General features: G+C 62.0%; 28 protein-coding genes. 11 read left to right on the top strand and 17 right to left on the bottom strand.

The window, feature by feature from the left end; genetic code table 11:
• Nucleotides 1-124: 124 nt before the first annotated feature.
• The 3 genes from repA to repC all read left to right on the top strand — a co-directional run bounded on the left by repA (nucleotide 125) and on the right by repC (nucleotide 3,749).
• Nucleotides 125-1,318, top strand: coding sequence for a plasmid partitioning protein RepA (repA, locus tag ACZ9EJ_RS22280; protein WP_046633040.1), 1,194 nt, complete (start codon nucleotides 125-127; stop codon nucleotides 1,316-1,318).
• A 4-nt stretch (nucleotides 1,319-1,322) separates the two neighbouring features.
• Nucleotides 1,323-2,324 carry a plasmid partitioning protein RepB gene (gene repB / locus ACZ9EJ_RS22275; protein ID WP_046640561.1) on the top strand — a complete coding sequence of 334 codons (1,002 nt, stop codon included), beginning with the start codon at nucleotides 1,323-1,325 and terminating at the stop codon, nucleotides 2,322-2,324.
• Between the two features lie 153 nt (nucleotides 2,325-2,477).
• Nucleotides 2,478-3,749, top strand: coding sequence for a plasmid replication protein RepC (repC, locus tag ACZ9EJ_RS22270; RefSeq protein WP_046633036.1), 1,272 nt, complete (start codon nucleotides 2,478-2,480; stop codon nucleotides 3,747-3,749).
• 163 nt (nucleotides 3,750-3,912) lie between these two features.
• Here the strand turns inward: repC and ACZ9EJ_RS22265 are convergent, their stop codons facing one another.
• Nucleotides 3,913-4,755, bottom strand: a complete 843-nt coding sequence (locus tag ACZ9EJ_RS22265) for a DMT family transporter (protein WP_046633034.1) — start codon at nucleotides 4,753-4,755, stop codon at nucleotides 3,913-3,915.
• A gap of 137 nt (nucleotides 4,756-4,892) precedes the next feature.
• A complete protein-coding gene (locus tag ACZ9EJ_RS22260) occupies nucleotides 4,893-5,579 on the bottom strand; it encodes a hypothetical protein (protein ID WP_046640560.1) in 687 nt (228 codons plus the stop codon).
• A 68-nt stretch (nucleotides 5,580-5,647) separates the two neighbouring features.
• Between ACZ9EJ_RS22260 and ACZ9EJ_RS22255 the strand changes: the two genes are divergently transcribed.
• Nucleotides 5,648-6,529, top strand: a complete 882-nt coding sequence (locus ACZ9EJ_RS22255; RefSeq protein ID WP_046633021.1) for a transporter substrate-binding domain-containing protein — start codon at nucleotides 5,648-5,650, stop codon at nucleotides 6,527-6,529.
• Nucleotides 6,530-6,563: 34 nt separating this feature from the next.
• Here ACZ9EJ_RS22255 and ACZ9EJ_RS22250 read toward each other — a convergent pair whose 3' ends face one another.
• From ACZ9EJ_RS22250 to ACZ9EJ_RS22240, 3 genes are all read right to left on the bottom strand, one after another.
• Complete coding sequence (locus tag ACZ9EJ_RS22250; RefSeq protein ID WP_046633019.1) at nucleotides 6,564-7,229, bottom strand: S24 family peptidase; 666 nt, start codon at nucleotides 7,227-7,229, stop codon at nucleotides 6,564-6,566.
• A gap of 222 nt (nucleotides 7,230-7,451) precedes the next feature.
• Complete coding sequence (locus tag ACZ9EJ_RS22245) at nucleotides 7,452-8,099, bottom strand: response regulator (protein ID WP_046633017.1); 648 nt, start codon at nucleotides 8,097-8,099, stop codon at nucleotides 7,452-7,454.
• Between the two features lie 87 nt (nucleotides 8,100-8,186).
• On the bottom strand, nucleotides 8,187-8,606 hold the full coding sequence (locus tag ACZ9EJ_RS22240) for a hypothetical protein (protein ID WP_046633015.1): 420 nt from the start codon (nucleotides 8,604-8,606) through the stop codon (nucleotides 8,187-8,189).
• An 82-nt stretch (nucleotides 8,607-8,688) separates the two neighbouring features.
• On the opposite strand from ACZ9EJ_RS22240, the gene ACZ9EJ_RS22235 reads away from it, so the two are divergent.
• Both ACZ9EJ_RS22235 and ACZ9EJ_RS22230 read left to right on the top strand, forming a co-directional pair.
• Nucleotides 8,689-9,039, top strand: coding sequence for a DUF952 domain-containing protein (locus ACZ9EJ_RS22235; RefSeq protein ID WP_251090248.1), 351 nt, complete (start codon nucleotides 8,689-8,691; stop codon nucleotides 9,037-9,039).
• Nucleotides 9,036-10,127, top strand: a complete 1,092-nt coding sequence (locus ACZ9EJ_RS22230; RefSeq protein WP_046640559.1) for a quinone-dependent dihydroorotate dehydrogenase — start codon at nucleotides 9,036-9,038, stop codon at nucleotides 10,125-10,127. Before ACZ9EJ_RS22235 ends, ACZ9EJ_RS22230 begins: the two co-directional genes overlap by 4 nt.
• Here the strand turns inward: ACZ9EJ_RS22230 and ACZ9EJ_RS22225 are convergent.
• From ACZ9EJ_RS22225 to ACZ9EJ_RS22215, 3 genes are read right to left on the bottom strand one after another with little or no spacing between them, the layout of a single operon-like run.
• Entirely contained in the window at nucleotides 10,103-11,461 is a 1,359-nt protein-coding gene (locus ACZ9EJ_RS22225; protein ID WP_046633010.1) for an MATE family efflux transporter, read from the bottom strand. The genes ACZ9EJ_RS22230 and ACZ9EJ_RS22225 overlap by 25 nt on opposite strands.
• Nucleotides 11,462-11,464: 3 nt before the next feature.
• Entirely contained in the window at nucleotides 11,465-11,953 is a 489-nt protein-coding gene (locus tag ACZ9EJ_RS22220; RefSeq protein ID WP_046633008.1) for a CAP domain-containing protein, read from the bottom strand.
• A gap of 1 nt (nucleotide 11,954) precedes the next feature.
• On the bottom strand, nucleotides 11,955-12,221 hold the full coding sequence (locus tag ACZ9EJ_RS22215) for a DUF6460 domain-containing protein (RefSeq protein WP_046633006.1): 267 nt from the start codon (nucleotides 12,219-12,221) through the stop codon (nucleotides 11,955-11,957).
• 128 nt (nucleotides 12,222-12,349) lie between these two features.
• Between ACZ9EJ_RS22215 and ACZ9EJ_RS22210 the strand changes: the two genes are divergently transcribed.
• Nucleotides 12,350-13,288: a class I SAM-dependent DNA methyltransferase gene (locus ACZ9EJ_RS22210; protein ID WP_046633004.1), complete on the top strand. Its 939-nt coding sequence runs from the start codon at nucleotides 12,350-12,352 to the stop codon at nucleotides 13,286-13,288.
• Between the two features lie 105 nt (nucleotides 13,289-13,393).
• Nucleotides 13,394-14,035 carry a YitT family protein gene (locus tag ACZ9EJ_RS22205; RefSeq protein ID WP_046633326.1) on the top strand — a complete coding sequence of 214 codons (642 nt, stop codon included), beginning with the start codon at nucleotides 13,394-13,396 and terminating at the stop codon, nucleotides 14,033-14,035.
• Nucleotides 14,036-14,053: 18 nt separating this feature from the next.
• On the opposite strand, the gene ACZ9EJ_RS22200 is transcribed toward ACZ9EJ_RS22205, so the two are convergent.
• Together ACZ9EJ_RS22200 and ACZ9EJ_RS22195 are read right to left on the bottom strand one after the other, a co-directional pair.
• Nucleotides 14,054-14,518: a carboxymuconolactone decarboxylase family protein gene (locus ACZ9EJ_RS22200; RefSeq protein ID WP_046633000.1), complete on the bottom strand. Its 465-nt coding sequence runs from the start codon at nucleotides 14,516-14,518 to the stop codon at nucleotides 14,054-14,056.
• Nucleotides 14,519-14,566: 48 nt separating this feature from the next.
• Nucleotides 14,567-15,067: an RrF2 family transcriptional regulator gene (locus ACZ9EJ_RS22195; protein ID WP_046632998.1), complete on the bottom strand. Its 501-nt coding sequence runs from the start codon at nucleotides 15,065-15,067 to the stop codon at nucleotides 14,567-14,569.
• Between the two features lie 33 nt (nucleotides 15,068-15,100).
• Here ACZ9EJ_RS22195 and ACZ9EJ_RS22190 point away from each other — a divergent pair, with 33 nt between their 5' ends.
• Together ACZ9EJ_RS22190 and pdeM are read left to right on the top strand one after the other, a co-directional pair.
• Nucleotides 15,101-17,695 carry a ligase-associated DNA damage response DEXH box helicase gene (locus tag ACZ9EJ_RS22190; protein WP_080955734.1) on the top strand — a complete coding sequence of 865 codons (2,595 nt, stop codon included), beginning with the start codon at nucleotides 15,101-15,103 and terminating at the stop codon, nucleotides 17,693-17,695.
• Nucleotides 17,696-17,727: 32 nt separating this feature from the next.
• Nucleotides 17,728-18,468, top strand: coding sequence for a ligase-associated DNA damage response endonuclease PdeM (pdeM, locus tag ACZ9EJ_RS22185; protein ID WP_304655648.1), 741 nt, complete (start codon nucleotides 17,728-17,730; stop codon nucleotides 18,466-18,468).
• Between the two features lie 144 nt (nucleotides 18,469-18,612).
• On the opposite strand, the gene ACZ9EJ_RS22180 is transcribed toward pdeM, so the two are convergent.
• The 7 genes from ACZ9EJ_RS22180 to ACZ9EJ_RS22150 form a co-directional block, all read right to left on the bottom strand.
• Complete coding sequence (locus ACZ9EJ_RS22180; protein WP_041364525.1) at nucleotides 18,613-18,864, bottom strand: hypothetical protein; 252 nt, start codon at nucleotides 18,862-18,864, stop codon at nucleotides 18,613-18,615.
• A gap of 116 nt (nucleotides 18,865-18,980) precedes the next feature.
• Complete coding sequence (locus tag ACZ9EJ_RS22175; RefSeq protein WP_046632994.1) at nucleotides 18,981-19,418, bottom strand: universal stress protein; 438 nt, start codon at nucleotides 19,416-19,418, stop codon at nucleotides 18,981-18,983.
• A 26-nt stretch (nucleotides 19,419-19,444) separates the two neighbouring features.
• Nucleotides 19,445-20,452, bottom strand: a complete 1,008-nt coding sequence (locus tag ACZ9EJ_RS22170; protein ID WP_046632992.1) for an alpha/beta hydrolase family protein — start codon at nucleotides 20,450-20,452, stop codon at nucleotides 19,445-19,447.
• 123 nt (nucleotides 20,453-20,575) lie between these two features.
• Complete coding sequence (locus tag ACZ9EJ_RS22165) at nucleotides 20,576-20,845, bottom strand: dihydrofolate reductase family protein (RefSeq protein WP_080954181.1); 270 nt, start codon at nucleotides 20,843-20,845, stop codon at nucleotides 20,576-20,578.
• The gene (locus ACZ9EJ_RS22160) at nucleotides 20,818-21,126 is read right to left on the bottom strand and encodes a Fic family protein (protein WP_052754153.1); all 309 of its coding nucleotides are present in this window, start codon (nucleotides 21,124-21,126) and stop codon (nucleotides 20,818-20,820) included. Before ACZ9EJ_RS22160 ends, ACZ9EJ_RS22165 begins: the two co-directional genes overlap by 28 nt.
• Before the next feature lie 260 nt (nucleotides 21,127-21,386).
• Nucleotides 21,387-21,548 carry a hypothetical protein gene (locus ACZ9EJ_RS22155; RefSeq protein ID WP_476099850.1) on the bottom strand — a complete coding sequence of 54 codons (162 nt, stop codon included), beginning with the start codon at nucleotides 21,546-21,548 and terminating at the stop codon, nucleotides 21,387-21,389.
• A gap of 867 nt (nucleotides 21,549-22,415) precedes the next feature.
• Nucleotides 22,416-22,976: a dihydrofolate reductase family protein gene (locus ACZ9EJ_RS22150; RefSeq protein WP_046632988.1), complete on the bottom strand. Its 561-nt coding sequence runs from the start codon at nucleotides 22,974-22,976 to the stop codon at nucleotides 22,416-22,418.
• A gap of 94 nt (nucleotides 22,977-23,070) precedes the next feature.
• Between ACZ9EJ_RS22150 and ACZ9EJ_RS22145 the strand changes: the two genes are divergently transcribed.
• Nucleotides 23,071-23,589, top strand: coding sequence for a winged helix-turn-helix transcriptional regulator (locus ACZ9EJ_RS22145; RefSeq protein ID WP_046632986.1), 519 nt, complete (start codon nucleotides 23,071-23,073; stop codon nucleotides 23,587-23,589).
• Nucleotides 23,590-23,637: the final 48 nt, after the last annotated feature.

Raw genomic sequence — 23,637 nt, 5'->3', positions numbered from 1 at the left:
TAAAACGCGCGAAAATGACGGTTTAGTTAAGCGTTTGTAAATCGGTAACGAATCGGAGCATAATATAACTGCGCAGTTAAAGCGCTTTCTGTGAAAATTGCGCAGTTAAACGGGAAACCAACAAATGCAGCCGAGTCTCGTTATCCAGGACGATCAAGAGCATCTTCCTACACTTCTGGCAACAGACGCGCAGGAGCTGTCCTACCAGCTCCAGCAGCACCAGGCTAAAATCTTCCCGCCTCTTTCCCAAAAGACGATGCGGTTCTTTTCCCCGGCCGAGGCGGCGGGGTTCATCGGCATCGGCGAAGGTTATCTCCGGCAGGTCGCCGCCGAGGGGCACGGTCCGGACCCGCTCGCCAACGGGCGCCGCCTTTATGGGGCCGAGGATATGGACCGGATCCGCCGGGTTCTCGACGAGCGCAACGGAACTCCGAAATATGTCCCGGCCCGCAAGGGCGCCGACAAGCTTCAGATCGTGTCTGTCATGAACTTCAAGGGCGGATCGGGCAAAACGACCACCGCCGCGCACCTGGCGCAATATCTGGCCTTGCGAGGTTACCGCGTCCTGGCCGTCGATCTCGACCCCCAGGCTTCTCTTTCCGCGCTGTTCGGCCACCAGCCGGAACTGGACGTCGGAGAGGCCGAGACGCTCTATGGCGCAATCCGCTATGAAGATCCGCGGCCGATCGCCGATATCGTACGCGCGACCTATACCCCCAATCTTCATCTGATCCCCGGCAATCTCGAGCTCATGGAATTCGAGCACGAGACCCCGAAGGCGATGGCATCCGGAACCGCGGAGACGATGTTCTTCGCGCGGATCGGCGAGGCGCTGACCGAGATCGAAAGTCTCTACGACGTCGTGGTCGTCGACTGCCCGCCGCAGCTCGGGTTCCTGACGATGTCGGCGCTGTGCGCAGCCACGTCCGTGTTGATCACCGTACATCCGCAAATGCTCGACGTGATGTCGATGTCCCAGTTCCTGACCATGACCAGCGAACTCATGTCCGTGGTCGAAAGGGCAGGGGGCCGGACGAGCTACGACTGGATGCGGTACCTCGTCACCAGATTCGAACCCAATGACGGTCCGCAAAGCCAGATGACGGGCTTCATGCGCGCGATCTTCGGCAACCGCATGCTTCAAAATGCGATGCTGAAATCGACTGCCATCGCCGATGCCGGCGTAACGAAGCAAACGCTCTATGAAGTGGAAAGGTCGTTGTTCGTCCGCGGCACCTACGATCGGGCGTGGGAATCGCTCAATCTCGTGAACGCGGAGATCGAGGCCCATATCCGATCCACTTGGGGAAGGAAGTAATTAGATGGCACGAAAGAACCTCATCGAAATATCCTCGTCCACCTCGGCCCGCCTGGAGCCTGTCGCACCGAGGGATAATCGCCCTATCGCCGGATTTGTGCCACAAGCCCGCAATCCTGCACCTGTGGGCGGGATCACCAAGACGCTCGGAAACATCACTGAAAAGGTCGAGCGGGCGAACGATCTTGAACGGCAGCTGGCCAAAGGCCAGATCGTCGTCGAGATCGATCCTGGCCTTGTCGACGCGTCCTTCGTCGAAGATCGGCTGGAGATCGACGCCGTTCAGCTGAACGAGCTGGTGGAGCAGATCCGCGAGCATGGCCAGCAGGTGCCAATTTTGGTGAGACCGCATCCGCAGACGAAAGGCCGCTTTCAGGTTGCCTACGGCCATCGGCGCCTGGCCGCAATCAAGAGACTTGGCATCCGTGTCCGGGCCGTGGTGCGGGAACTCACCGATGATCAGCTGGTGGTCAGCCAAGGGCAGGAAAACAACGCCCGGACCAATCTGTCCTATATCGAGCGGGCGCTTTTCGCTTTGCGGCTCGAGCAGCGGGGTTTTACACGCGATATCATCATGGCGGCGCTGGGTGTGGATAAGGCAGCGCTCTCCAAGATGCTGATCGTGACGCGGCAGGTCCCCATCGCCCTGATTACGGCCATTGGCGCGGCACCGGAGATCGGACGCAGGCGCTGGCTGGAGCTCGGGGAGCGTCTTGAGAGTGTCGAGCCTGACCGGATTCTGGCGGAGTTGTCCGCGGACAACTCGCAGCAGCTATCGAGCGACGAACGTTTCCATCGGGTGCTGACGCTGGCTTCCAGAAGGCCGGCCGCTACGAAGGCTCCGGCCGTCAACGCAAAAGTTCCCGGAGTCCCGGTCCAGTTCAAGAAAACCGCATCGGGCGCCACCTTTGTTTTCGACAACAAGGCCGCGCCCGGGTTCGATCAATTCGTGCAGGAGAGGCTCGAAGTCCTCTTTGCAGAATTCCAGCAGAACAAAGGAGCGTAAACCGCAAAAGAAAAAGGCCCCCAAGCGACATGGTCGTGGAAGCCCTTCTCAGATCTTAGCAAATCCAGAATCGCATTTCCTCGAATCACTGTCAAGAGTTTAGGCGCCGTTTGGGCGTGCGGATTTCTTTTGCCTTAGCGAAAGTGAAGGCAGATGGAGAGTAGGTATGTGACGACGCCCTTCGGGCGGCGGGCGATGTCGCTTGGCATGTTGGCAAATCAACAACTCGCCGAGATGATCGAACCTGGAATTACCCGTAACAAATGGAAATTGTTCAGAGCGGTCTGCGAGGCACGGCCATCGCTGGGTGTGACCGATCGGGCCTTGACGGTGCTCGACGCGCTCTTGACCTTCTACCCGGACGACGAAATTTCCGAGGCGAGAGGCCTCGTGGTGTTCCCGTCGAACGCCCAGCTCTCTCTCCGCGCCCGTGGAATGACGCCTGCTACCCTCAGGCGACATCTTGCGGTTCTCATCGATGCCGGTCTGATCCTGCGCAAGGATAGCCCGAACGGGAAACGTTACGCCCGTCGCAGCCGCGCGGGAGAGATCAACGAAGCGTTCGGCTTCAGCCTCGCACCACTTCTTGCGCGTGCTGCCGAAATCGAGAGCCTGGCCGCCCAGGTGGTCGCCGATCGGGAATTGTTGCGGATTACCCGCGACCGGCTCACCATCTGCCGGCGTGATGTCGCCAAGCTGATCGCCGCAGCCTTTGACGAAGGCGTTCCCGGCGATTGGGGGAGGATCCTCGACATGTTCCGAACACTTGTGGGGCGGATTCCGCGTGTCCCCACCATCAAAACCATCTCTCCCCTCCTGGAGGAGATGGTGATGTTGCGCTCGGAAATCATCAACCTGTTGGAAATCCGAGCAAAAACGCAAAAAATCGACGCCAGAGAGTCTCAGATTGAGCGCCACAAACAGAATTCGAATCTTAAATACAATTATGAATCTGAACCGCGCTTTGAGATCACGCGTGACGCACCCCAGCCGAACGATCGTGAACCGCGGAATGAGCCTCCCGAAGGCTACCGAAGCCGGGAAAGAGGCCATAACGAAAACGTAACGCCGAGATCTCTGCAATCCTTTCCGCTCGGGCTTGTGCTCCAGGCCTGCCCGCAGATCGCAGATTACGGGCCAGGCGGGAGGATCGACAACTGGCGCGACCTGATGGCAGCCGCGGTCGTTGTCCGCACCATGCTTGGCGTCAGTTCTTCGGCCTATGAGGAGGCTTGCATGGCGATGGGATGGGAAAATGCCGCGACCGTCATTGCCTGCATTCTCGAGAGGGGAGGGCACATCAACTCGGCCGGAGGTTATCTGCGTGATCTGACCCGCCGTACGGAAAGAGGCGAGTTTGCTGTCGGTCCGATGCTGATGGCTCTTGCACGGGGAAGCGTTCCCGGTAGTCGGCTCGTCGGCTGAGCCCGAGGCGAGCACTCGGGGCGCCTGGATGCAGGATTGGCACGATTTTGTGGTCGACGGCGTGTGCGGTTATTAGCTGCGACATCCGCTAAAACCGCTCACGTCGATTGAGCCGATGATCCGGTTGCATCCAGCGAAATCGGCGGGCTTTTCTCGAAGACCATCAGGATGGAGTGGCTTGTATCCGGTTGGCATTGGGTCGGCGCAGGTTGAAAAGATTGCCGGCAAGGATCAGTCCCGCGCCTATCGCCGTCAGACTATCGATAGCTTCGGCATATAGGAGATAACCGAGGAGGGCCGACAACGGCACACGCAGATAGTCCATCGGCATTACCACCGTGGCGTCGGCATGGAACAATGCTTTCGCCATGCAATAATGGGCGAATGTACCTGTAAACGCGATCAGGAAGATCCACGGCCATGTTGTTGCAGATGGCCAGACCCAGACGTTCAGTGCCGGTACTATTCCGATGATCGACTGAATGACGAGCATCCAGAAGATGATCTTCGTTGCGCTGTCTGAACGTGTCAGGGCCTTTGTGGTGATGAAGGATATGGCGAACACGAAGGCTGCCCCGAGCACGATGAGGTGCCCCGGGTTGAGCACCGCCGCGCCTGGGCGCACGATCAGCGCCACACCGGCCAGACCGAACAGGATCGCCACATTTTTCCGCCATGTCAGCCGTTCCCCGAGAAAGGCCGCGGCCATCAGTGCTGCCCAGATGGGGGCGGTGAACTCAATGGCGATGACCTGCGCCAGCGGGATCAGTGTAAGGCCCATCAGCCAGGCGAACTGGCCGACATAGTGGGCAACGTTGCGGCCTATGTGGCTCGGCAGAATGTCCGTTCGCATCGCCTTGATGCCGCCTTGGCGATGGACAAGCGGCAACAGCATGAAAAAGGCGATGACGGAGCGCATTTCCATCACCTGGAAAACGTCGATCTCGCGGGTTACGGCACGGCCCGAGACCGCCATGAGCAGGAGCAATGCGATGGATGTCATCATCCACGCCGCCGCCCTGATATTGGATTGTTTATTGTCCACGTATGTCTTTCTTCCCGCCGCGCGACCCGCGGATCATAACCGGGCCTAGCCATTTGTCGCGGCGGCTTCTCCTGGCCGGAGTAGATACGACGGAAGGTCTATCCTTGTGAATAGGCGTGGCGGGAGCGGCAGCTTTGAGTGATGAAAGCATGACGTGAGCGCCGCGATCGTGTCCTGGTCGTCCGCCTCGCAGATGAGCTTGATGTCGAGAGGGGAGGGCGGCCAATCCGAGACCGGCGTAAAGGCCCTGGGAGCATGAGAGCACCGCGCGGGCCGAGAACCGGGGCTGAACCATCGAACAGCCCGTTGATCGTCTCGCGCACGCGCCGCGCCGCACCTGATCTCCAGACGGCCCGGCGGGTCGCAGATGGAGCGGTGATGGCAAGGTCCTGCCCGAGCAGCGGCATTGCAAGCAAGGCGGCCTTGAGGTCGGCAAGCCTCCCCGCTTCGGGCACGACAGCCGCCTGTGGCGCCTTGTGCAGATGGTTGATCCTGATCTGGTTTGGGCGGTGCAACTGGCTATCGAGCCTAGGTATGTCGGCGACCGAGCCCGGATCGATCGCCGCGATGAAGGGCAGGCGAAGGTAAGGTGCCATGCCGCCGTAATAGGCCGCTTCGTCGATCTGGCCCCTGTGAAACAGCTCGCTCTCGATACTGGTCCCGTCGCGTCGTGCCCTGTCGGTTAGCGCCGGCAGCGCTGCCGTGGTCGGCTGACGGGCTTCCGGGCGACGCGGTATTGTCCCGCGTGTCATCTTGAACCGGCAGCGCTGCTGGCGGATATTCACTCAAGCGCATGTCTCTGCTACACCGCCTGCGGCGAACGCCCCAACCTGTCCCGATCTGGATCATAGCGATGCATCCCATGATTGCGTCCCCGAATATCAGGGGGTTCTTCAGTCTTCTCCGGCTTTGCCTTCTAACCGGAGGGATTGTTGCCGCCGCGGTCCCGGCTCGGGCTGCCGAAGGCAGCCCGCTGCCCCTGATGTTCGATGCCAAGGAGCGGCTTGCCCGGCCTGACCTTTCCACCGTGATCCGGGTCCGCATCCTGACGAGCATCGATTTCCCGCCGTTCAATTTCGCTGACCAGACCGGCAGGCTTGCCGGCTTCAATGTCGATCTTGCCCGCGAAATCTGCGCCGAGCTGAAGATCGAGGCGAAGTGCCAGATCCAGGCGCTGCCCTTCGGCGAGCTGGAAAAGGCCCTGGAAGGCGGCGCTGGCGAGGCGGTCATGGCCGGCATGGCGCTGACGCCGGAGCGGCGTCAGCGGTTTTCCTTCTCTCGGCCTTATCTGGGCGTACCGGCGCGTTTCGCCCGCAACCTGAAGGCCAGGATCGACGGCGATACGGCGTCAGCGCTTTCCGGCAAACCGGTCGGCGTCGTCAGGGGTACCGCTCATGAGCTGATGCTGAAGGCATTTTTCCCGAAGATCGCCGCCGTACAGTTCGACAATTACGAGGCGGCGCTGGAGGCCCTGAAGACGGGCAAGGTGGATGCAGCCTTTTCCGATGGCCTGAGATTACCCTTCTGGGTAGCAGGCGAAGGATCGGCGAAATGCTGCGCCCTTTTCGATGGGCCCTATCTCTCGGAGAAATTCCTCGGCGAAGGCCTTGCGATCATGCTCCGCAAGAACGACCCGCTCCTGACCGCTGCCTTCGACCAGGCGCTCAGCGTCCTGTCGCGCAACGGCCGGCTGCAGGATATCTATCTGCGCTATTTCCCGAACGGGCTTTATTGATTGGCCGGGTAGGAGCAGTTTCCTACTCCCTCCCTCACTGGCTCGCCCAGATGATGCGGGCTATCCATTCCACGTCGGAAAGGTCGAAGGTGCGGTTCGGATGTTCCGGATTGAGGGAGAGCAGCTCCACGGTCCGGGCGCTCTGGCGGGCGAGCACTTTTGCCATGACCTCGCCTTCCTTGGTCTTGAGGACCACGCGGTCGCCGCGGCGTACCTGCGCGCCGGGCTCGACGATCAGCACGTCGCCGTCGCGATAGAGCGGCATCATCGATTCGCCCTGGACTTCCAGCGCATAGACGCCGGCCTTGCGGGACGGATCGACCGGAAATTCCACCACGTCCCAGCCCTGGCCGGCCGGAAACCCGCCATCGTCGAAAAAGCCCCCGGCACCGGCCTGCGCAAAACCAAGCAGCGGGATGGAGCCGTTCTGCGGCAGGAAGTTGCCTTCCGGGATCGAGGAGCGGCCGGGAACGGCGGGCAGGTAGCTCATGAACTGGTCGATCGTGGCGCCCGTCGCCTCGAGCACCTTGGCGATCGATTCCGTCGACGGCCAGCGCAGCCGTCCGTCCGGTCCGAGCCGTTTTGACTTGTTGAACGAGGTAGGATCGAGGCCGGCGCGGCGCGCCAGCCCGGAGGGCGTCAACTGGTGGCGTTGGGCGAGCGTATCGATCGCGCTCCAGATCGTCTCATGTGACAGCATCGTCGTCCGTACCCGTGACCGGTGCGCGAGACAAAGCCGGACAATCCAGCGCTCTGCGAACCTCTCGATCAGAACCCTTAACCGGTCAGACCTCTATCGACCGGACCCTTGAGCGCCTCGTTCCAGCGGGCTGCCGGCTCGCGCGCACCCCGAATTTTAACGGAACCTCGGCCTCGCGTAAAGGGATGAGAGGAATAAAATCCTGTTCCTGTCGCAGCCCTGTCAGGCCACCAGCGCCATGTTGATCTTGCCGAGCTTGATCACCGCCTGGGTGCGGCTGTCGACATTGAGCTTGAGCAGGATTGCCGAGACATGCGCCTTGATGGTCGCCTCGGAAACGCCGAGTTCATAGGCGATCTGCTTGTTGAGCAGCCCCTCGCCGAGCATGGAGAGCACGCGGTTCTGCTGCGGCGTCAGGGTCCTCAGCCGTTCGATGATCTCGGTGAGGCCCGAATCCTCTTCCGGTCCGGCGAGATAGTCTTTCGGCGCCCAGATGTCGCCTTCCAGCACCGTCTGGATGCCGGCGCGGATATCGTCGAGCCCGGAGGATTTCGAGATGAAGCCGGAAGCCCCGAGCTCCAGCGCGCGGCGGATGGTGGCGCAATCGTCGCTGGCCGAGACGATGACGATCGGCAGGCCGGAAAATTCGGCGCGCAGCGACATCAGTCCGGAAAAGCCGCTGACCCCCGGCATGGCGAGGTCGAGCAGCATCAGGTCGGTCTCGGGATTGTTTTCGGCCGCCCGCCTAGCCGCGTCGAAATCGCCGGCTTCGATGATCACGAGTTCTTCGGCAATACCCCGTACCGAATGGCTGAGCGCGCCGCGAAACAGAGGATGGTCGTCTGCTATGATGATCGTGAGTGTCTGCATGTCCACGCCCCCTCCCAAGAGCATAGTCGTGCCAATGAATCTTAGAAAGTTGTAAACCTCTCGCAGACCCGAAACAAGTCCGGGGAATCACGTACGATTGGGCTGTGGTTTATCGGCTTCCCGTTCGTCCGCGAACTCGCCGACGATCGCCATGAAGCGCCGCATGAACTTCTCCATGATCGACAAAGAGCGATCGACTTCCGCATCGCTCGGCAGCGCCTTTGGCAAGGCGTCCGGCGGAATGTTGCTGAGCCGCTCCTCGAGCGCGGTGACACGTTTGGCCAGCCGGTCGAGTTCCTGTTCGTAGGCTGCCCTCTCGTCGGGCTGCATGCGGCAGGCGAGCGTGCCGTTCTCGTCGCGGCAGAGCGTCATCGCGCCGGTTTCGGTATCGAGCCGGACGATGCCGGTCTCGGTGCGTTGAAGCTGGAAACGGTTGGTCTGCGCTTGTTGCGCCGAGGCGGAAAGCGGCAAGAGCAGTGCGCAAGTCGTCAATGCGAGCGTTTTCATATTGTGGTCCTCCTGCTGTAACGGTGGACAAGCGCCGGGCTTTGCGGCAAACGGTCGGAGAATAGCAGGTCCCCGAGAGTTGATGATGACGGATATAGTGTACAAGATCGTGCCGGAAACGCTTTGGCGCCAGGCAAAGCAAAAAGGTGTCTTCGAAGGCGCGGAAATCGACCTCAAGGACGGCTATATCCATTTTTCGACCGGTACGCAGGCGAAGGAGACCGCAAGGCTGCACTTTGCCGGCGTCGCCGGCCTGATGCTGGTCGCCGTCAATGCGCCCAGTCTCGGCGAGGCGCTGAAATATGAAGCCTCCCGCGGAGGCGATCTTTTCCCGCATCTTTACGACACGCTGCCCTTTTCTGCCGTGCTCTGGGAAATGCCGCTGCTGATCGGCGTCGATGGCCTTCATGCCTTTCCGGAGAAAATGCCATGATCGGCCCCTTTGCCGGGTTTGCCGCGCGCAGCCTTTTCGTTTTCGATCCGGAAACCGCCCACGGCCTGTCGATCGCCGCTCTCAAGACCGGCCTCGTGCCCGCCTGCCGCCTGGCTCCCGATCCGCGGCTTGCCCAGATGGTCGCCGGTATCCGTTTTCCAAACCCGATCGGGCTTGCGGCCGGTTATGACAAGAATGCCGAAGTGCCGGATGCGATGCTGAAACTCGGTTTCGGTTTTGCCGAGATCGGCACGGTGACGCCGAAGGCCCAGACGGGCAACGACAAGCCGCGCATTTTCCGGCTCGTCGAGGACCGTGGCGTCATCAACCGGCTCGGCTTCAACAACGAGGGCCATGAGGCGGCGTTCGCGCGCCTGACCGCGCGGCGCAACGCGCCGGGCATTGTCGGCGTCAATATCGGCGCCAACAAGGATGCCGCCGACCGGGTCGCCGACTATGTCGCCGGCATCCGGAAATTCTATGCGCTCGCCACCTATTTCACCGTCAACATCTCCTCGCCCAATACGCCGGGCCTGCGCGATCTTCAGGCGCGCGACAGCCTGAAGGCGCTGCTTGACGCCGTGCTCACTGCCCGCGCCGAGGAGGCGCTGCGCCATGGCCGGACCGTTCCGGTCTTCCTGAAGATCGCACCCGATCTGACCGAGGAGGGCCTCGACGATATCGCGGCCGAGGCGGCCGCGCATCCGCTCGACGGGCTGATCGTCTCCAACACCACGCTCGCCCGAGATGGATTGAAGGACCAGGTCCAGGCGAAGGAAGCGGGCGGTCTTTCCGGCGCCCCGCTCTTCAGGCGCTCGACCGCGGTTCTCGCCAAGGTGCGCAAGCGCGTCGGCCCGGACCTCGCCGTCATCGGCGTCGGCGGCGTTTCGAGCGCGGCGGATGCGCTGGAAAAGATTCGCGCCGGTGCCGACCTCGTGCAGCTCTATTCCTGCATGGTCTATGAAGGACCCGGCCTGCCGGCGACGATCGTCAAGGAGCTCTCGGGCCTTCTCGACCGGGAGAAGGTCTCTTCGATCCGCGAGCTGCGGGATACCCGCCTCGATCAATGGGCCGGGATAAAACTCTGACGCGCCTTGCGCGGCACCATGGCTGCCAGGAAGAAGCCGCGCATCAGGAGGAACAGGTTGAGCGACAGCCAGAGCCCGTGATTGCCCATCATCGGCACGAGCACGGCAAGGCTGATGCAATAGCCCGCAAATGAGACGAGCATCATGTTGCGCATCTCGCGCGACCATGTGGCGCCGATGAACACGCCGTCCATCTGGAAGGCGAGCGCGCCGGACAGGCCGGTCACGGCCGCCCAGCCGAAATAGACATAAGCTTCCTGCCGCACGTCTTCCGAGGTGGTCAGAAGCTCGATGATCGGCTGGCCGAAGACCACGAAGAACAACCCGACCACACCGGCCATCACGAAGGACCAGAGGCCGGTCAGCTTCAGCGCGCGGTCGAAGGACGGCCGGTACCGGGCGCCGACCGCCCGGCCGGCGAGCTGTTCGGCAGCACCCGCGAGCCCGTCGAGGAAGAAGGCCGAGAGCATGAAGATGTTCATCAGCACCGCATTCGCCGCCAGCGTCACCGCCCCGAAACTCGATCCGACCCGGGTCAGCACCGCAAAGGCGCCGTTCAATATCAGCGAGCGGATCAGTATGTCGGCATTGAGCTGGAAGAGCTGGCGCAGCTTGGCCGCGTCGAAGATATCCGCGCGCGTCGGCCTGTCGGCGGCGGAAAACTGCCGGCCGACGATGGCAAGGCCGATCACCGCGGCGGTCACTTCCGCCGCCGCGGTCGCCCAGGCGACGCCCGCCACGCCCCAGCCGAACACCAGGCCGAACAGGATGGCGAGCACGATATTGGTGCCGTTGAGGATGATCTGCAGCACCAGGCCCAGCATGCCGTGGCCCCGCCCGAGCACGAAACCGAGAATGGCGAAATTGGCGAAGGTTGCCGGGCTCGTCAGCACCCGGATGCCGAAATAGTGCCGCGTCACCTCGGCAACGGCCGGGTCACTGGTCATCAGGTCCGGCGCGTATCGAAGGATCAGCGGCGAGAACGCCAGCATGATCACCCCGAGACCGATCGCGCTCAGAAACGCCCGCCAGAATACCGCCTGTTGTTCTCGGCTGTCTCCTCGGCCGAAGGCCTGCGCCACCAGCCCGGTTGTCGAGGTGCGGAAAAAGCTGAGGCTGCCATAGATGAGGTCGAAGAGGATGGCGCCGATCGCCAGACCCGCCAGCGCTTCCGCCTGGCCGAGCTGCCCGACCACCGCGGTGTCGGTGAGGCCGAGCAGCGGCGTCGTCAGGAAGCCGAGCGTCATGGGGATGGCGATGCCGAGCACCAGCCGGTGCGTCACGTCGAACGGCCTGGCAGCCCCGGTCTCGTGATCACGCCCCCCGCTCTCCATGGGTCAGCCGGAAAGGACCATGGCCCAGTAGGGCCGGGCACCGGCGGAGGACCGGGCCATGGCAACCCCGAGCCCCCGATAGGAGCCGAGCATGTTTTCGAGATGTTTGGGTGAATCGATCCAGGCCTGCACGGCGGCTGCGACCGTATCCTGCCCGCTGGCAATGTTTTCCGCTGCCGGCAGCGCCACGTCACTGCTCTTCATCCGGGCGCCGAAACTGTCGCCGAAACCGATCAGGTGCTTCATTTCGTCGGCCTTCGCCATGCGAACCGCCTGGCGGGCCGCCGCCTTTCGCGCCGGCATGTCGAGCGCCAGCGCAGACAGGCCGCGGCTCTGGCGCAGCTTGTTGACCATCGGAAGAGCTGCCTGGGTTTCGTCCTCGGCACCGGCAGTCGGCGTCAGGACGGCGGTGGTGGAGCAGCCGGCCAGCACCAGCGCCATGCCGGAAAAGACGAGGAGGTCCCGCCGGGAAGGTTTGATCAGCGAAGTCATGTCAGCGGCGGTAGCTTATCAGGCGCAGGATGACGAAGATCGGAATGACGATGATCGCGCCGAGCACGAGATAATTGCCGACCCGTCCGAGTGCCCTGAAGCCGTTATACCAGAGGTCCAGGAACCAGTAGCGGATCGTGTCGACGATATTGTCCGGCGTGAAGCCGAAAAATGCCAGCACGAAACCCACCAGCAGGCACACCACGATCAGCTTGACGATCGTGCGACCCGGCGTATCGCCCAGGAACCTGTTGACCCCGTCCGCCATTCTTGTCCTTCTCCGAATTTCCAATGAGAGATAATCGGCAGCCGTTGCCACCGCAAGCGTTTCCCCTCAGATAGAACTTGAGTTTTTTTGTGGCTTCGGCAAAGAACCTCCACCTTCGAGGATCATCCATGCCGCCCAGCCCGTTTTCCAGCCAATTCTCCTCGGGCGACGCCACCGCCGATCGCCGCGCCGATTACGCCCGCATGCTGGCGGAGGGCGGAGATTTCGCGGCTGCGGCGGAGTTGATGGAACAGGCGCTCGAACTGACGCCCGGCTGGGCCGCCGGCTGGTTCCGGCTCGGCGAATATCGCGACAAGGCCGGTCTCGCCGGGGCCGCGGATGCCTACCGCCAGACCCTGGCCCTGCGGCCGGACGATGTGTTTGGCGCCCGCCTGAAACTTGCGCTGATCGGCGCAGAGCAGACGCCCGACCGGCCGCCGAGCCGTTATGTCGAAGGCCTGTTCGACGATTATGCCGGCCGGTTCGACACGGCACTGGTCGAAAAGCTCGGCTATTCGGTGCCCGGCAAGCTGGCGGGGCTGGTCACGCCGCACGGACCTTTTCGCAATACCGTCGACCTCGGCTGCGGCACCGGCCTGTTCGGTGCCGAGATCCGCGGCCGGACCGGGCGCCTCGAAGGTTTCGATCTTTCGCTCAACATGCTGGCGAAGGCGCAGGCCAAGGGTCTTTACGACCATCTCGGACAGTCCGACCTCAGTCTCGCATCGGATGCTTCCGGCCTGTTCGGAGACCTCTCGCCCCACCGCGCCGATCTCGTCTCGGCAGCCGACGTGCTGATGTATCTGGGTTCGCTCGAAACCGTGTTCCCGCTGGTGCTCGAACTGTTGTTGCCGGCCGGTCTTTTCGCATTCTCGGTCGAGGATGCGGGCGAGGGGGAGGGTTTCGTGCTGCGGGATTCCCTGCGTTACGCCCATTCCGAGGCTTTTATCCGCGCGCTGCTTTCCCGCTTCGGCCTGGACCTCCTCAGGGCGGAAAACACCGTCATTCGCATGGATGCCGGAAAACCGGTCCACGGCATTCTGTTTCTGTCGCAAAAGCCCGGCTGAACCTGCTGTTTCTTGCTTTTTCTCGTGCCCGCCGATGAACGCTTGAAGACCCTTGCCGACGGTTTTATTGCAGTGCAATATCACCGAAAACCTGAGGGGTTCAAATTGGCTGAGCAGCAGAGGCGCGGTCTCGGATTTTACAGCGCCGATCCGGCACAACATACGTTGCTGGAAGATGCGCAGGGCCTGTTCATCGGCGCCATGGTGTCGGCGCTCGGCTTCTACTTCCTGAACGAGGTAGGCCTTTTGACCGGTGGCACGGCGGGCGTCGCCTTCCTGCTGCATTATGCGTTCGGCATTTCGTTCGGCCTGCTGTTCTTCATCGTCAACCTGCCGTTCTACTACCTGTCGTTCAAGCGCCTGGGCCTCGCCTTCTCGCTGAAGACCTTCATCGCCATCGCGCTGGTCTCGGTCATCACCGAACTGGAAAGCCATTTCTTCCTGATCCAGTACCTGCACCCGTTCTGGGCAGCCCTGCTCGGCGGCCTGGTGCTCGGTTACGGCCTGCTCGGGCTTTACCGCCACCGCGCCTCGCTCGGCGGGGTCGGCATTCTGGCGATCTATATCCAGGAACGGTTCGGCATCCAGGCAGGGCTGATCCAACTCGCCTTCGATCTTTGCGTCATGCTCTGCGCCTTCGCGGTGGTTTCGCCCATCACCGTCGCGTGGTCGGTGCTGGGCGCTGTCGTGCTCAACCTTGTTCTGGCCATCAATCACCGCTCCGACCGGTATATCGTCGCGCGGTGATCGAGGCGGCAGGTTGGGTCAGGCGGCCTTGCTGGCCGGCTTGTCGACCGGATGCTGGTTGCGGAAGCCGACGGCCAGCCGGTTCCAGGTGTTGATGGCGCCGAGAGCGACGGTGATCTTGACCATGTCCTCTTCGGAGAAATGCTCCTTCAGAGCGTCGAAGGCGCTGTCCGGAATGCCGGTATCGGCGATGCGGGTAACCGCATCGACCCAGCCGAGCAGGGCGCGTTCCTTGTCGTCATACACCGGCGATTCCCACCAGACGCACATCATGTTGATCCACTGTTCCGAAAGGCCGTCATGCCGTGATTCCTTCACATGCATGTCGACGCAATATGCGCAGCCGTTGATCTGCGAAGCGCGCAGCTTGATGAGGTGGATGAAGCGACGCTCCAGCCCGGAAGCCTGCACATAGTTTTCGAGGGCCGTGACGGCCTTGATGGCTTCCGGGGCGGCCTTGAGCATGTTGAGACGCTGATGCATGGGTCTTCTCCTTGGTTTATGGCCGCCTTCGGCGTGCCTATGGCCCGGTTACCGGGCGGTTCTGCGTTCGTTGATTTCCAGGAAGGCGCAGCCGCGTGCGGCGATGCCGCCGTCGTCGGTTGCGCTGAGGTCCGCCAGGATGTCGGCGATCGTCACCTTGGCGAGTTCGGCGCGATAGGCCTTTTCGGCCTTCAGCATCGCGGCGTTGATGCCGCAGGGTTTGGTAAAGTACCGTCCCGGCAGCGGGTTCGGGCCCCGCTGGCGGATTTCGGCGCAGCGGAAGGCCGGTGCGGGTCCTTCGACGGCGAGCACAATGTCGAGCAGGGTGATCTCGTCCGTCGCCTTCGCCAGACGATATCCGCCCTTCGGCCCCGGCACGGTGTCGACGATGCCGGCACCGGAAAGCGCCTGAAGATGCTTCAGGAGATAGCTCGTCGAAACGCCGTGAAATTCCGCCAGCGCTGCCGCCGAAAGCACTCCGCCTTCCGAAAGGCTGGAAAGCATGCTGACGCTGTGGATTGCCTGTTCGACGCCGTCGCCGAGTTTCATCGCTCATCTCCTAATCACGGATAAAATTTATCTATGATTATCGGCGGCGTCAAGCCCCTTCTTTTTCGACCGTTTTCTCTTACCTTACCGGGCGTGGATATCGTCGAAACCCAGTCTACCGGCCGTGACGCCGCGCTTCTGCCCCGGCCGTTCCAGAAATGGTTCGCGGAGAAGGGCTGGCAGCCGCGCGCCCACCAGCTCGAACTGCTGTCGCGATCCACGTCGGGCGAAAACATGCTGCTGATCGCGCCGACCGGCGCCGGCAAGACGCTTGCCGGTTTCCTGCCGTCGCTGACCGATCTCACCCGCCGCGGCCGGATCCCGCCGGGCTCCGCCTTCACCGGCATCCACACGCTCTACATCTCGCCCTTGAAGGCGCTGGCCGTCGATATCGAACGCAACCTGATGAAGCCCGTCTTCGAGATGGGCCTCGACATTTCGATCGAGAACCGCACCGGCGACACGCCGCAGGCCAAACGCCAGCGCCAGAAGCTCAACCCGCCGGACATCCTCCTGACCACGCCGGAACAGGTAGCCTTGCTGCTGGCCAACAAGGAGGCCGAACGTTTCTTCAAGGACCTGAAATACGTGGTTCTCGACGAGCTTCATTCACTGGTCACCTCCAAGCGCGGCCATCTCCTGTCGCTCGGCCTTGCCCGGATCCGCCGGCACGCGCCGCAGATGCGCACCATCGGCCTCTCGGCCACCGTCTCCGATCCGATGGATCTGCAGCGCTGGCTGGTGCCGCAGGGTGAAGATCCCGCGCTGCCCGCCGGCCTCGTGCATGTCACGGGCGGCGCGGCGCCCGACATCACCATCATGCGCACGGAGGACCGCATTCCATGGTCCGGCCATGTCTCCACCTATGCGATCCCGGAGGTCTACGAGGAGATCAAGCGCCACAAGACGACGCTGATCTTCGTCAATACCCGCTTCCAGGCGGAACTCTTGTTCCAGACGCTCTGGACGATCAACGAGGACAATCTACCGATCGCGCTGCATCACGGCTCGCTCGATGCCGGGCAGCGCCGCAAGGTAGAAGCCGCCATGGCGGCCAACAAGCTGCGCGCCGTCGTCGCCACCTCCACGCTGGACCTCGGCATGGACTGGGGCGATGTCGATCTCGTCGTGCATGTCGGCGCGCCGAAGGGGGCCTCGCGCCTCGCCCAGCGCATCGGCCGCTCCAACCACCGGATGGACGAACCGTCGAAGGCGATCCTGGTGCCGGCCAACCGCTTCGAGGTGATGGAATGCCAGGCGGCGCTCGACGCCAATTATCTCGGCGCCCAGGATACGCCGCCGGTGGGCGAGGGCGCGCTCGACGTGCTCGCCCAGCACGTGCTCGGCATGGCCTGCGCCGAACCGTTCGATCCGGTCGAACTCTACGACGAGATCACATCAGCCTCGCCCTATGCCACCCTCTCCTGGGAAATGTTCGAGCGCATCGTCGATTTCGTCGCGACCGGCGGTTATGCGCTGCGCTCCTACGAGCGTTACGCCAAGATCCGCAAGACCAAGGAAGGCCGCTGGAGGGTTTCCAATCCGGCGGTCGCGCAGCAATACCGCCTGAACCTCGGCACGATCGTCGAGGCGACCGAGCTCAATGTCCGGCTGGTGAAGCGCAATGCCCAAGGGCTGGCAAAGGGAACCGTCGGCCGGGGCGGCATGTCGCTCGGCAAGGTCGAGGAATATTTCCTCGAACAGCTCGTGCAGGGTGATACCTTCCTGTTCGCCGGCAAGGTGCTGCGGTTCGAGGGCATCCGCGAGAACGAATGCCTCGTTTCCAACGCCTTCTCGCTCGATCCGAAAATCCCCGCCTATGCCGGCGGAAAATTCCCGCTCTCCACCTATCTCGCCGACCAGGTGCGCGGCATGCTCGCCGATCCCGACCGCTGGGGCGTGCTGCCGGACCAGGTCCGCGACTGGCTGAACATCCAGCGCGAACGCTCGATGCTGCCGGCCAGGGATGAACTTCTCATCGAGACCTTTCCGCGCGGAAAACGGTTCTTCATGATTGCCTATTGTTTCGAAGGACGGCTCGCCCACCAGACGCTCGGCATGCTCTTGACCCGGCGGCTGGAGCGCACCGGTGCCCGACCGCTCGGTTTCGTCGCCACTGACTATTCGCTGGCCATCTGGGGGCTTAACGACATCGGCGCGATGATCGGGTCCGGCCGCCTCAGCCTCTCGGACCTCTTCGACGAGGACATGCTCGGCGACGACCTGGAAGCCTGGCTCGACGAATCGTATATGCTCAAGCGCACCTTCCGCAATTGCGCGGTGATTTCCGGCCTGATCGAGCGCCGTCATCCGGGCAAGGAAAAGACCGGAAGGCAGGTCACCGTCTCGACCGATCTCATCTACGACGTGCTGCGCAGCCACGAACCGGACCACGTGCTTTTGGAGGCGACGCGGCGGGATGCGGCATCCGGTCTTTTGGATCTTGCCCGATTAGGCGATATGCTGGCGCGAATCAGGGGGCACATCACCCACCGCGATCTCGACCGCGTTTCGCCACTTGCCGTTCCGATCATGCTGGAAATCGGCAAGGAGAGCGTTCCGGGCGAGGCGCATGATGCGGTGCTGCAGGAAGCCGCCGACGAACTGATCGCGGAGGCGCTTGGCTGATGCGGTACGCTGGACTGGAAGACATTGAATTGATGCACCGCCTCGCTTTGGCGCGAACGATTTCTGGGGGACCTGCCGCAACCGGTGCGGAAGAGATCGTCGTGAACGGCGTGCTTGCCGTCTGCGATCCGCTCGGGGGGCTTTATCTGCCAGAAACCGGCATTCTCGTCGTCTCCGACCTGCATCTGGAAAAAGGTGCGGCGTTTGCGCGCCGCGGCATGATGCTGCCGCCCTACGATACGATCGCCACGCTCAACATCCTGTCGGCGGTCATCGCCCGCTATGATCCGAAGATCGTCGTCTCGCTCGGCGACAATTTCCACGATCGCAAGGGTTCTGAACATCTTGCCCCCGACCTGCGTGCGCTGATCACGACCATGGCACGCGGGCGCAACTGGATCTGGATCAACGGCAATCATGATCCGGACGGCACGGTCGATCTGCCCGGCACCTGCACCGACGAACTCTTTTATGGCGGCCTCGTCTTCCGCCACGAGCCGAGCCTGATTTCCGGCCCAGGGGGGAGCAAGGGCGAGATCGCCGGCCACCTTCATCCTTCCGCCACCGTCCGACGCCGTGAAAAATCCGTGCGCCGTCCGTGTTTTGCCAGCGACGGAACCCGCCTGCTCATGCCGGCCTTCGGCGTGCTCGCTGGTGGCCTCGACCTGCGCCACAGGGCCATGAACGGCCTGTTCGACCGTGAGGCCCTGGTCGCGCACCTTCTCGGCCGCGAGCGCATTTATTCGGTGCGCTACGCCAATCTGATCGGTTGACCGTCTGTTTTAAACCTGTCCAAGCGCCCGACCACATGCGGGGTCGCGGATGTCATCCATCACCGACAGCTCCGATGACGCCGGCACAGGTTCGATCCGGAACGATGACGATCTCGCCAGATCCAACAACCGCGCGTCCCGCATTTAGGGAAACCTGTCCAGATGAAATGATACCCAATCCTCGTGCTCGACCGCGTTGAGGGTTATCCGGTGGCCACCGAGCCGGAGGGTCGGAGCGTTCAGTGCAGTTCGCAGGATGGACGGTTTGGTGCGAACATGCCCGACATAACGGCAACTGTCGCCGTCGCGAAATTCGGTGACATTGTAATCTACCAGCGCCAAGACTGTCGTGCCGGCGGCGAGTTCCCCCTTTAGGCCTTCAAATACGGTCATCATTCACTGTCCCCCGGGCCAAGGGAGCATTGTGCGCCGCAATATCGAAGGTGTAAAGCATCGCATGACCGGCCGGCTTTGAATGAAGCATCCGCAGCCAGGCCGGGGTAGACCAGGTCTTACCGATAGACCAGTACCGGCGTCTTGGAATGCGCCAGCACTTTCATCGTCACGCTACCGAGCATGAAAGCCTTGAAGCCGGAGCGGCCGTGCGAGGCCATGGCGATGACGTCGCAATGATAGGCGCCCGCGGTCTCGATGATGGTACTCGCGGGATCGAGACTGCCAAGCTTCACCGTTTCGCAGGCGACCATCCGTTGTTTCGCCGCTTCCTTCGCGTCGGCGAGAATGCCATCGGCCGCCTCGTTGTTCTGGCGGTCGTATTGCGCGTAGACGACTTCCATGCCGGTCGGATTGAGCGTCAGGACCTGCAGCGGTTCCATTACCACCACAACGGTGGCTTCCGCGCCGATTTCGTGTGCGAAGTCGAGCGCCTTTTCCAGCGCGCTGGTCGAAAGCGGAGAGCCGTCGGTCGGAATGAGAACGTGTTTGAACATCTGTGCCTCCTTTTAACCTGATGACATCATCGCATGTAACCGGGATCCCCCATTGATCCAGCGCAAGCCTCAGGTCTGGACGACGCAATAACATGGCCCGGCCAGGGATTGATGCCGTCCCGCAGCCAGCGAAGTGTGTCGTGCCAGAAGCCTTGCCGATGCCGGGAGTGGAACAGGCTGAAATGTCCGATGGCGGCCAGGTCGTAATCCTCCGGTTTCAGCAGCACCTGCGTCACCTGGGCATTGCGATAATACCGGAGTGTGCGCCGGATTGCAGCCACCGTCCCGATGTCGTCGTCCGACATCGTCACCGCCAGGATCGGCGCCGTCACCGCTTCGAACCGCCGCAGTAAATCGCCGCGTTCCGCTGCCGGATGGGTCGCCTCCATCCGCGCCTGGCGAAAACTCCATTCGTTCGCCACGCCCGCCGGCAGGTCCTCCAGCCATCCGAGACGCTTGCCGGGAAAATAGCCGAAGGCGGCCGTCAGCGCCGGCATCATTACATGCCATTTCAGAAACAGCCGCAGGCGATGGCCGCTGGCATAGTCCGGCCAGTAGGCATATTGCGCTCCCATGGTCAGCATCCGGTCGATGCGTTTGGCCATCGGCGAAAGCCCCGGCAGATAACCGCCGATACTGTGGCCGACGACGTAAAGCGGTTGTACCGGCCGGGCCGCGTCCATGAACCTCAGCGCCGCGTCGAAATCCTGCTCGCCCCATTCCCGCCAGCGATAGCCGCATCCCTTCAGGCTATCGGGCCGGGAAAGGCCGATGCCGCGATAGTCGTAGGTCAGCACGTCGAAACCTTCGCCGGCGAGGAAGTCGGCGTAATAGTGGTAATAACGGGCAAGCACTCCGGTCGCCGGGTTGACGATGACGCTGCCGATGGCCGGGGACCGGGCCGGCCAGAGGTGCCCGTGGATGGTGATGCCGTCGCGGCAGACCATGCTCACAGGCGCTCCCGCAGGACGCGACGAACGGGCGTCGCCCTCGATTTCCCGTTCCGCAGGCGCTTCGCATTCCGTATCGGCCATCGTCCTTCTCCCTGGAACGGTGACCATATATCGCACTCGGTAAGGCGCAATTAGCCGAAGGGAGAAGGTGGCTCGGATGTGAAGATCCGGCCGCGCAGCGCAGCCGGTCCTTCGCCTGCGGCGTCAGGCCGCCTTGCCGACCGCACAGGTCAGGATCACCGCTCCGTTGGCCGCCGCATTCGAACTCAGCAGCTTGAGCTCGGTCTGCTGTTCGGTCTTCCTGACGAGCGGATTGCCGGAACCGAGAAGCACGGGGGCGATGCACAGCCCGTATTCATCGACGAGGCCTCCTTCATCGGCAAGGCCAGCAGTTCGGCGCTGCCGAAGATGAAGAACGTCTTGCCGTCCTCGCCTTTGCCCTTGCTCTAGCTTTCTTTCCGCCCAGGCGTGGATGGTGCCGGCGCTTTAACCAGCTCGGAGACAAAGTTCGTGAGAGGCACGATGTTTTCGTGCTGGCTCGCCTCTTCCAGGGCATTCATGTACTCGTCACGGCGCGCAACAGGAATGACAGTCCATGGCGCTCCGCACTCGGCGAGAAGCGCATTCATCAAAAAGCGCGCCGTGCGTCCGTTCCCGTCCGGAAATGGGTGGATATAGGTGAATAGGAAAGGGGCGAGGATTGCCTTCACGCGTGCATCGGATTCTTCCGACATGCTCTCGAACAGTGCATCCATGGCGTCGGCGATTGCATGCGGCGATAAGGGGACATGCGAGGACCCCGCAGATACACATTGTACGATCGGTAGCCGGCGAGTTGGTGCGCCTTGATGATACCCGCGGTTACCGAAGGGCTGAACATGGCTCGGAACCAATCCCGGTGCCGTGCTTCGAGCAGTTCGCCGGTAGGTGCTCCCTCAAGGATCTTCCTGATGTCATCGCGTACCTCCTCAAAAGCCAGCCTGTATCCCTTGGCGGCGAGCGCGTTCTTCGTCTCTTAGTCCTGTGCGTCCTCGTCCGGTTTCCACTGACCGTCCTGTACCCTCCGGATCAGCTCTTCCGATACCTCGCAACCCTCGATCGAAAGCGAGTTCAGGGCGTCTGCCACATAACGCTCATCAATGTCGGCGATATATCCGTTCCGGTCGTTGATGCGCACTTGCTCGAATCCGATTTGGCTGAGGGCGTCTTTCCCCATTTTCGCCCACAGGTTCTTGATCCGGATAGCGGACGGCGGCTGGGTTCGTCGCGCATCGGGGACAACCGCCCTTCACCCGCGAAACGGTCTTCCAGGTATCTGGCAACGAACTCCCAGTAGACGGTACTCCAGGCCGTATCGATCCTGTTGTTGGCCGACGGCCGCGAGTTCACCGCCAGCCAGCCCTTCATGATTTCTTCGAGGAACCCATTGTCCTGTAGTCGTTTCCGGTGGACACGGCTGAGCTCTTCGGATTTCATCACTGATCGGGTGCCGTTTGAGAAACACTAATATCCTGCATTTGAGTCGCGCTAATTTTATGCCTTGAGCTCAACTGAGATTCCGTCTCGCCGGGAACAGTTTCGCAAGGCGAGACGAACTCGACACTATTGCTCACCACCAATGCGCGACAGATCGATCCGTATGCCTGCGCGTCGGTGATGTCAGGCGGTTAGTCGGGACGAATGCGCAATCGGCGGGGATGGAGCATCATGCGGCTATCCCTGCCGCGCTTCTGCGATGTGCGATCGCCTGAAGCGATGCAGGTGGACGGCGACAGCTGTCTGATTCAGGTTGGTTAGGACCAACAGATTTGGGACCGCAGAGGAGACGCTGACGAACCATTGCGGCGCGGCTGGCAAGCGAAGCCGCTCGATCACTGAAGATGGGCAATGATGGTGCGTGTAGCTGACAGGACCCTTGGTTGATCCTTTCTCCTGGAACGGTGACCATATATCGCGCTCGGCAAGGCGCAATTAGCCGAAGGGAGAAGGTGGCTCGGATGTGAAGATCCGGCCGCGCAGCGCAGCCGGTCCTTCGCCTGCGGCGTCAGGCCGCCTTGCCCACCGCATAGGTCAGGATCACCGCTCCGTTGGCCGCCGCATTCGAGCTCAGCAGTTTGAGCTCGGTCTGCTGTTCGGTCTTCTTGAAGAGCGGATTGCCGGAACCGAGAAGCACAGGGGCGATGCACAGCCTGTATTCATCGACGAGGCCTTCCTTCATCAGCGAGGCCACCAGTTCGGCGCTGCCGAAGATGAAGATCGTCCTGCCGTCCTCGCCTTTCAGCCTGGTGAGTTCGGCAACGGGATCGCTGACGACCCGCGTATTGTTCCAGGGGGCGTCCGTTATCGTCTTCGACACGGCGATTTTGGCGATATTGTTCATATAGTTCTTGACCTTGCCGCCTTCGTCGGCGGTCGGCCAATAGGCCGCCATGCCCTCGTAGGTCTTGCGGCCAAACACCAGGAGGTCGCCTTCCTCACCGAACTGCTCGGAGAGCTTTTCCAGTTCCGGCCCCCAGGCATAGGAGTGAAAGGCGAGATCCCACGGTTTCTCGCCCTCGAAATATCCGTCGAGGCTCATCAGGTTCCAGGCTACCAGCTTTCTCATGTCATCCTCCATCACGTTTAAACCGGTTGCAAAAAGCAAGTAGTTGAAAGTTACTCAAACTGATTGTAGAATGCAAGCGGTATTGGAGAAAAAAATGAACGAAGCCTATCGGTCGGGTTGCCCGATCAATCTGACGCTGGAGGTTCTCGGAGACCGCTGGAGCCTGATCGTTATCCGCGACATCATGTTCGGCAATCGCCGCCACTTCCGCGAACTGCTGCAGAATTCCGAGGAAGGCATCGCTTCCAACATCCTTGCCGACCGGCTGAAGCGGCTCGTCGAGCGCGGCCTGCTTTCTCGCGGGGACGACCCGAGCCACAAGCAGAAAGGGATCTACAGTCTTACGGAGATGTCGATCCGCCTGGTGCCGATCTTTGCGGAAATGGGTGCCTGGGGCCGCCGTTTCATGCCGGTTTCCGAAGAGCTTTCGATCCGCGCACAACTGCTTGAGGAAGGCGGCCGGCCGCTCTGGGAGGACTTCATGGCCGAGTTGCGCGTCCTGCATCTGCAGGCGCCGCGCGATCCGGGCAAGCCTTCCGTCTTCGACCGCCTGCGTGCCGCCTATCTCGAAGTCGTCGCCCGCAACGCGGCGGTGGCCGATGCGGCGGAATGATCAGAGCATCGTCAATTAACAGAGGGAGGGCCAGCTAAAGACGCCATC

The organism is Neorhizobium sp. USDA 3394 (genome assembly GCF_056280385.1).
This window is presented reverse-complemented; position numbering and strand designations above follow the sequence as displayed.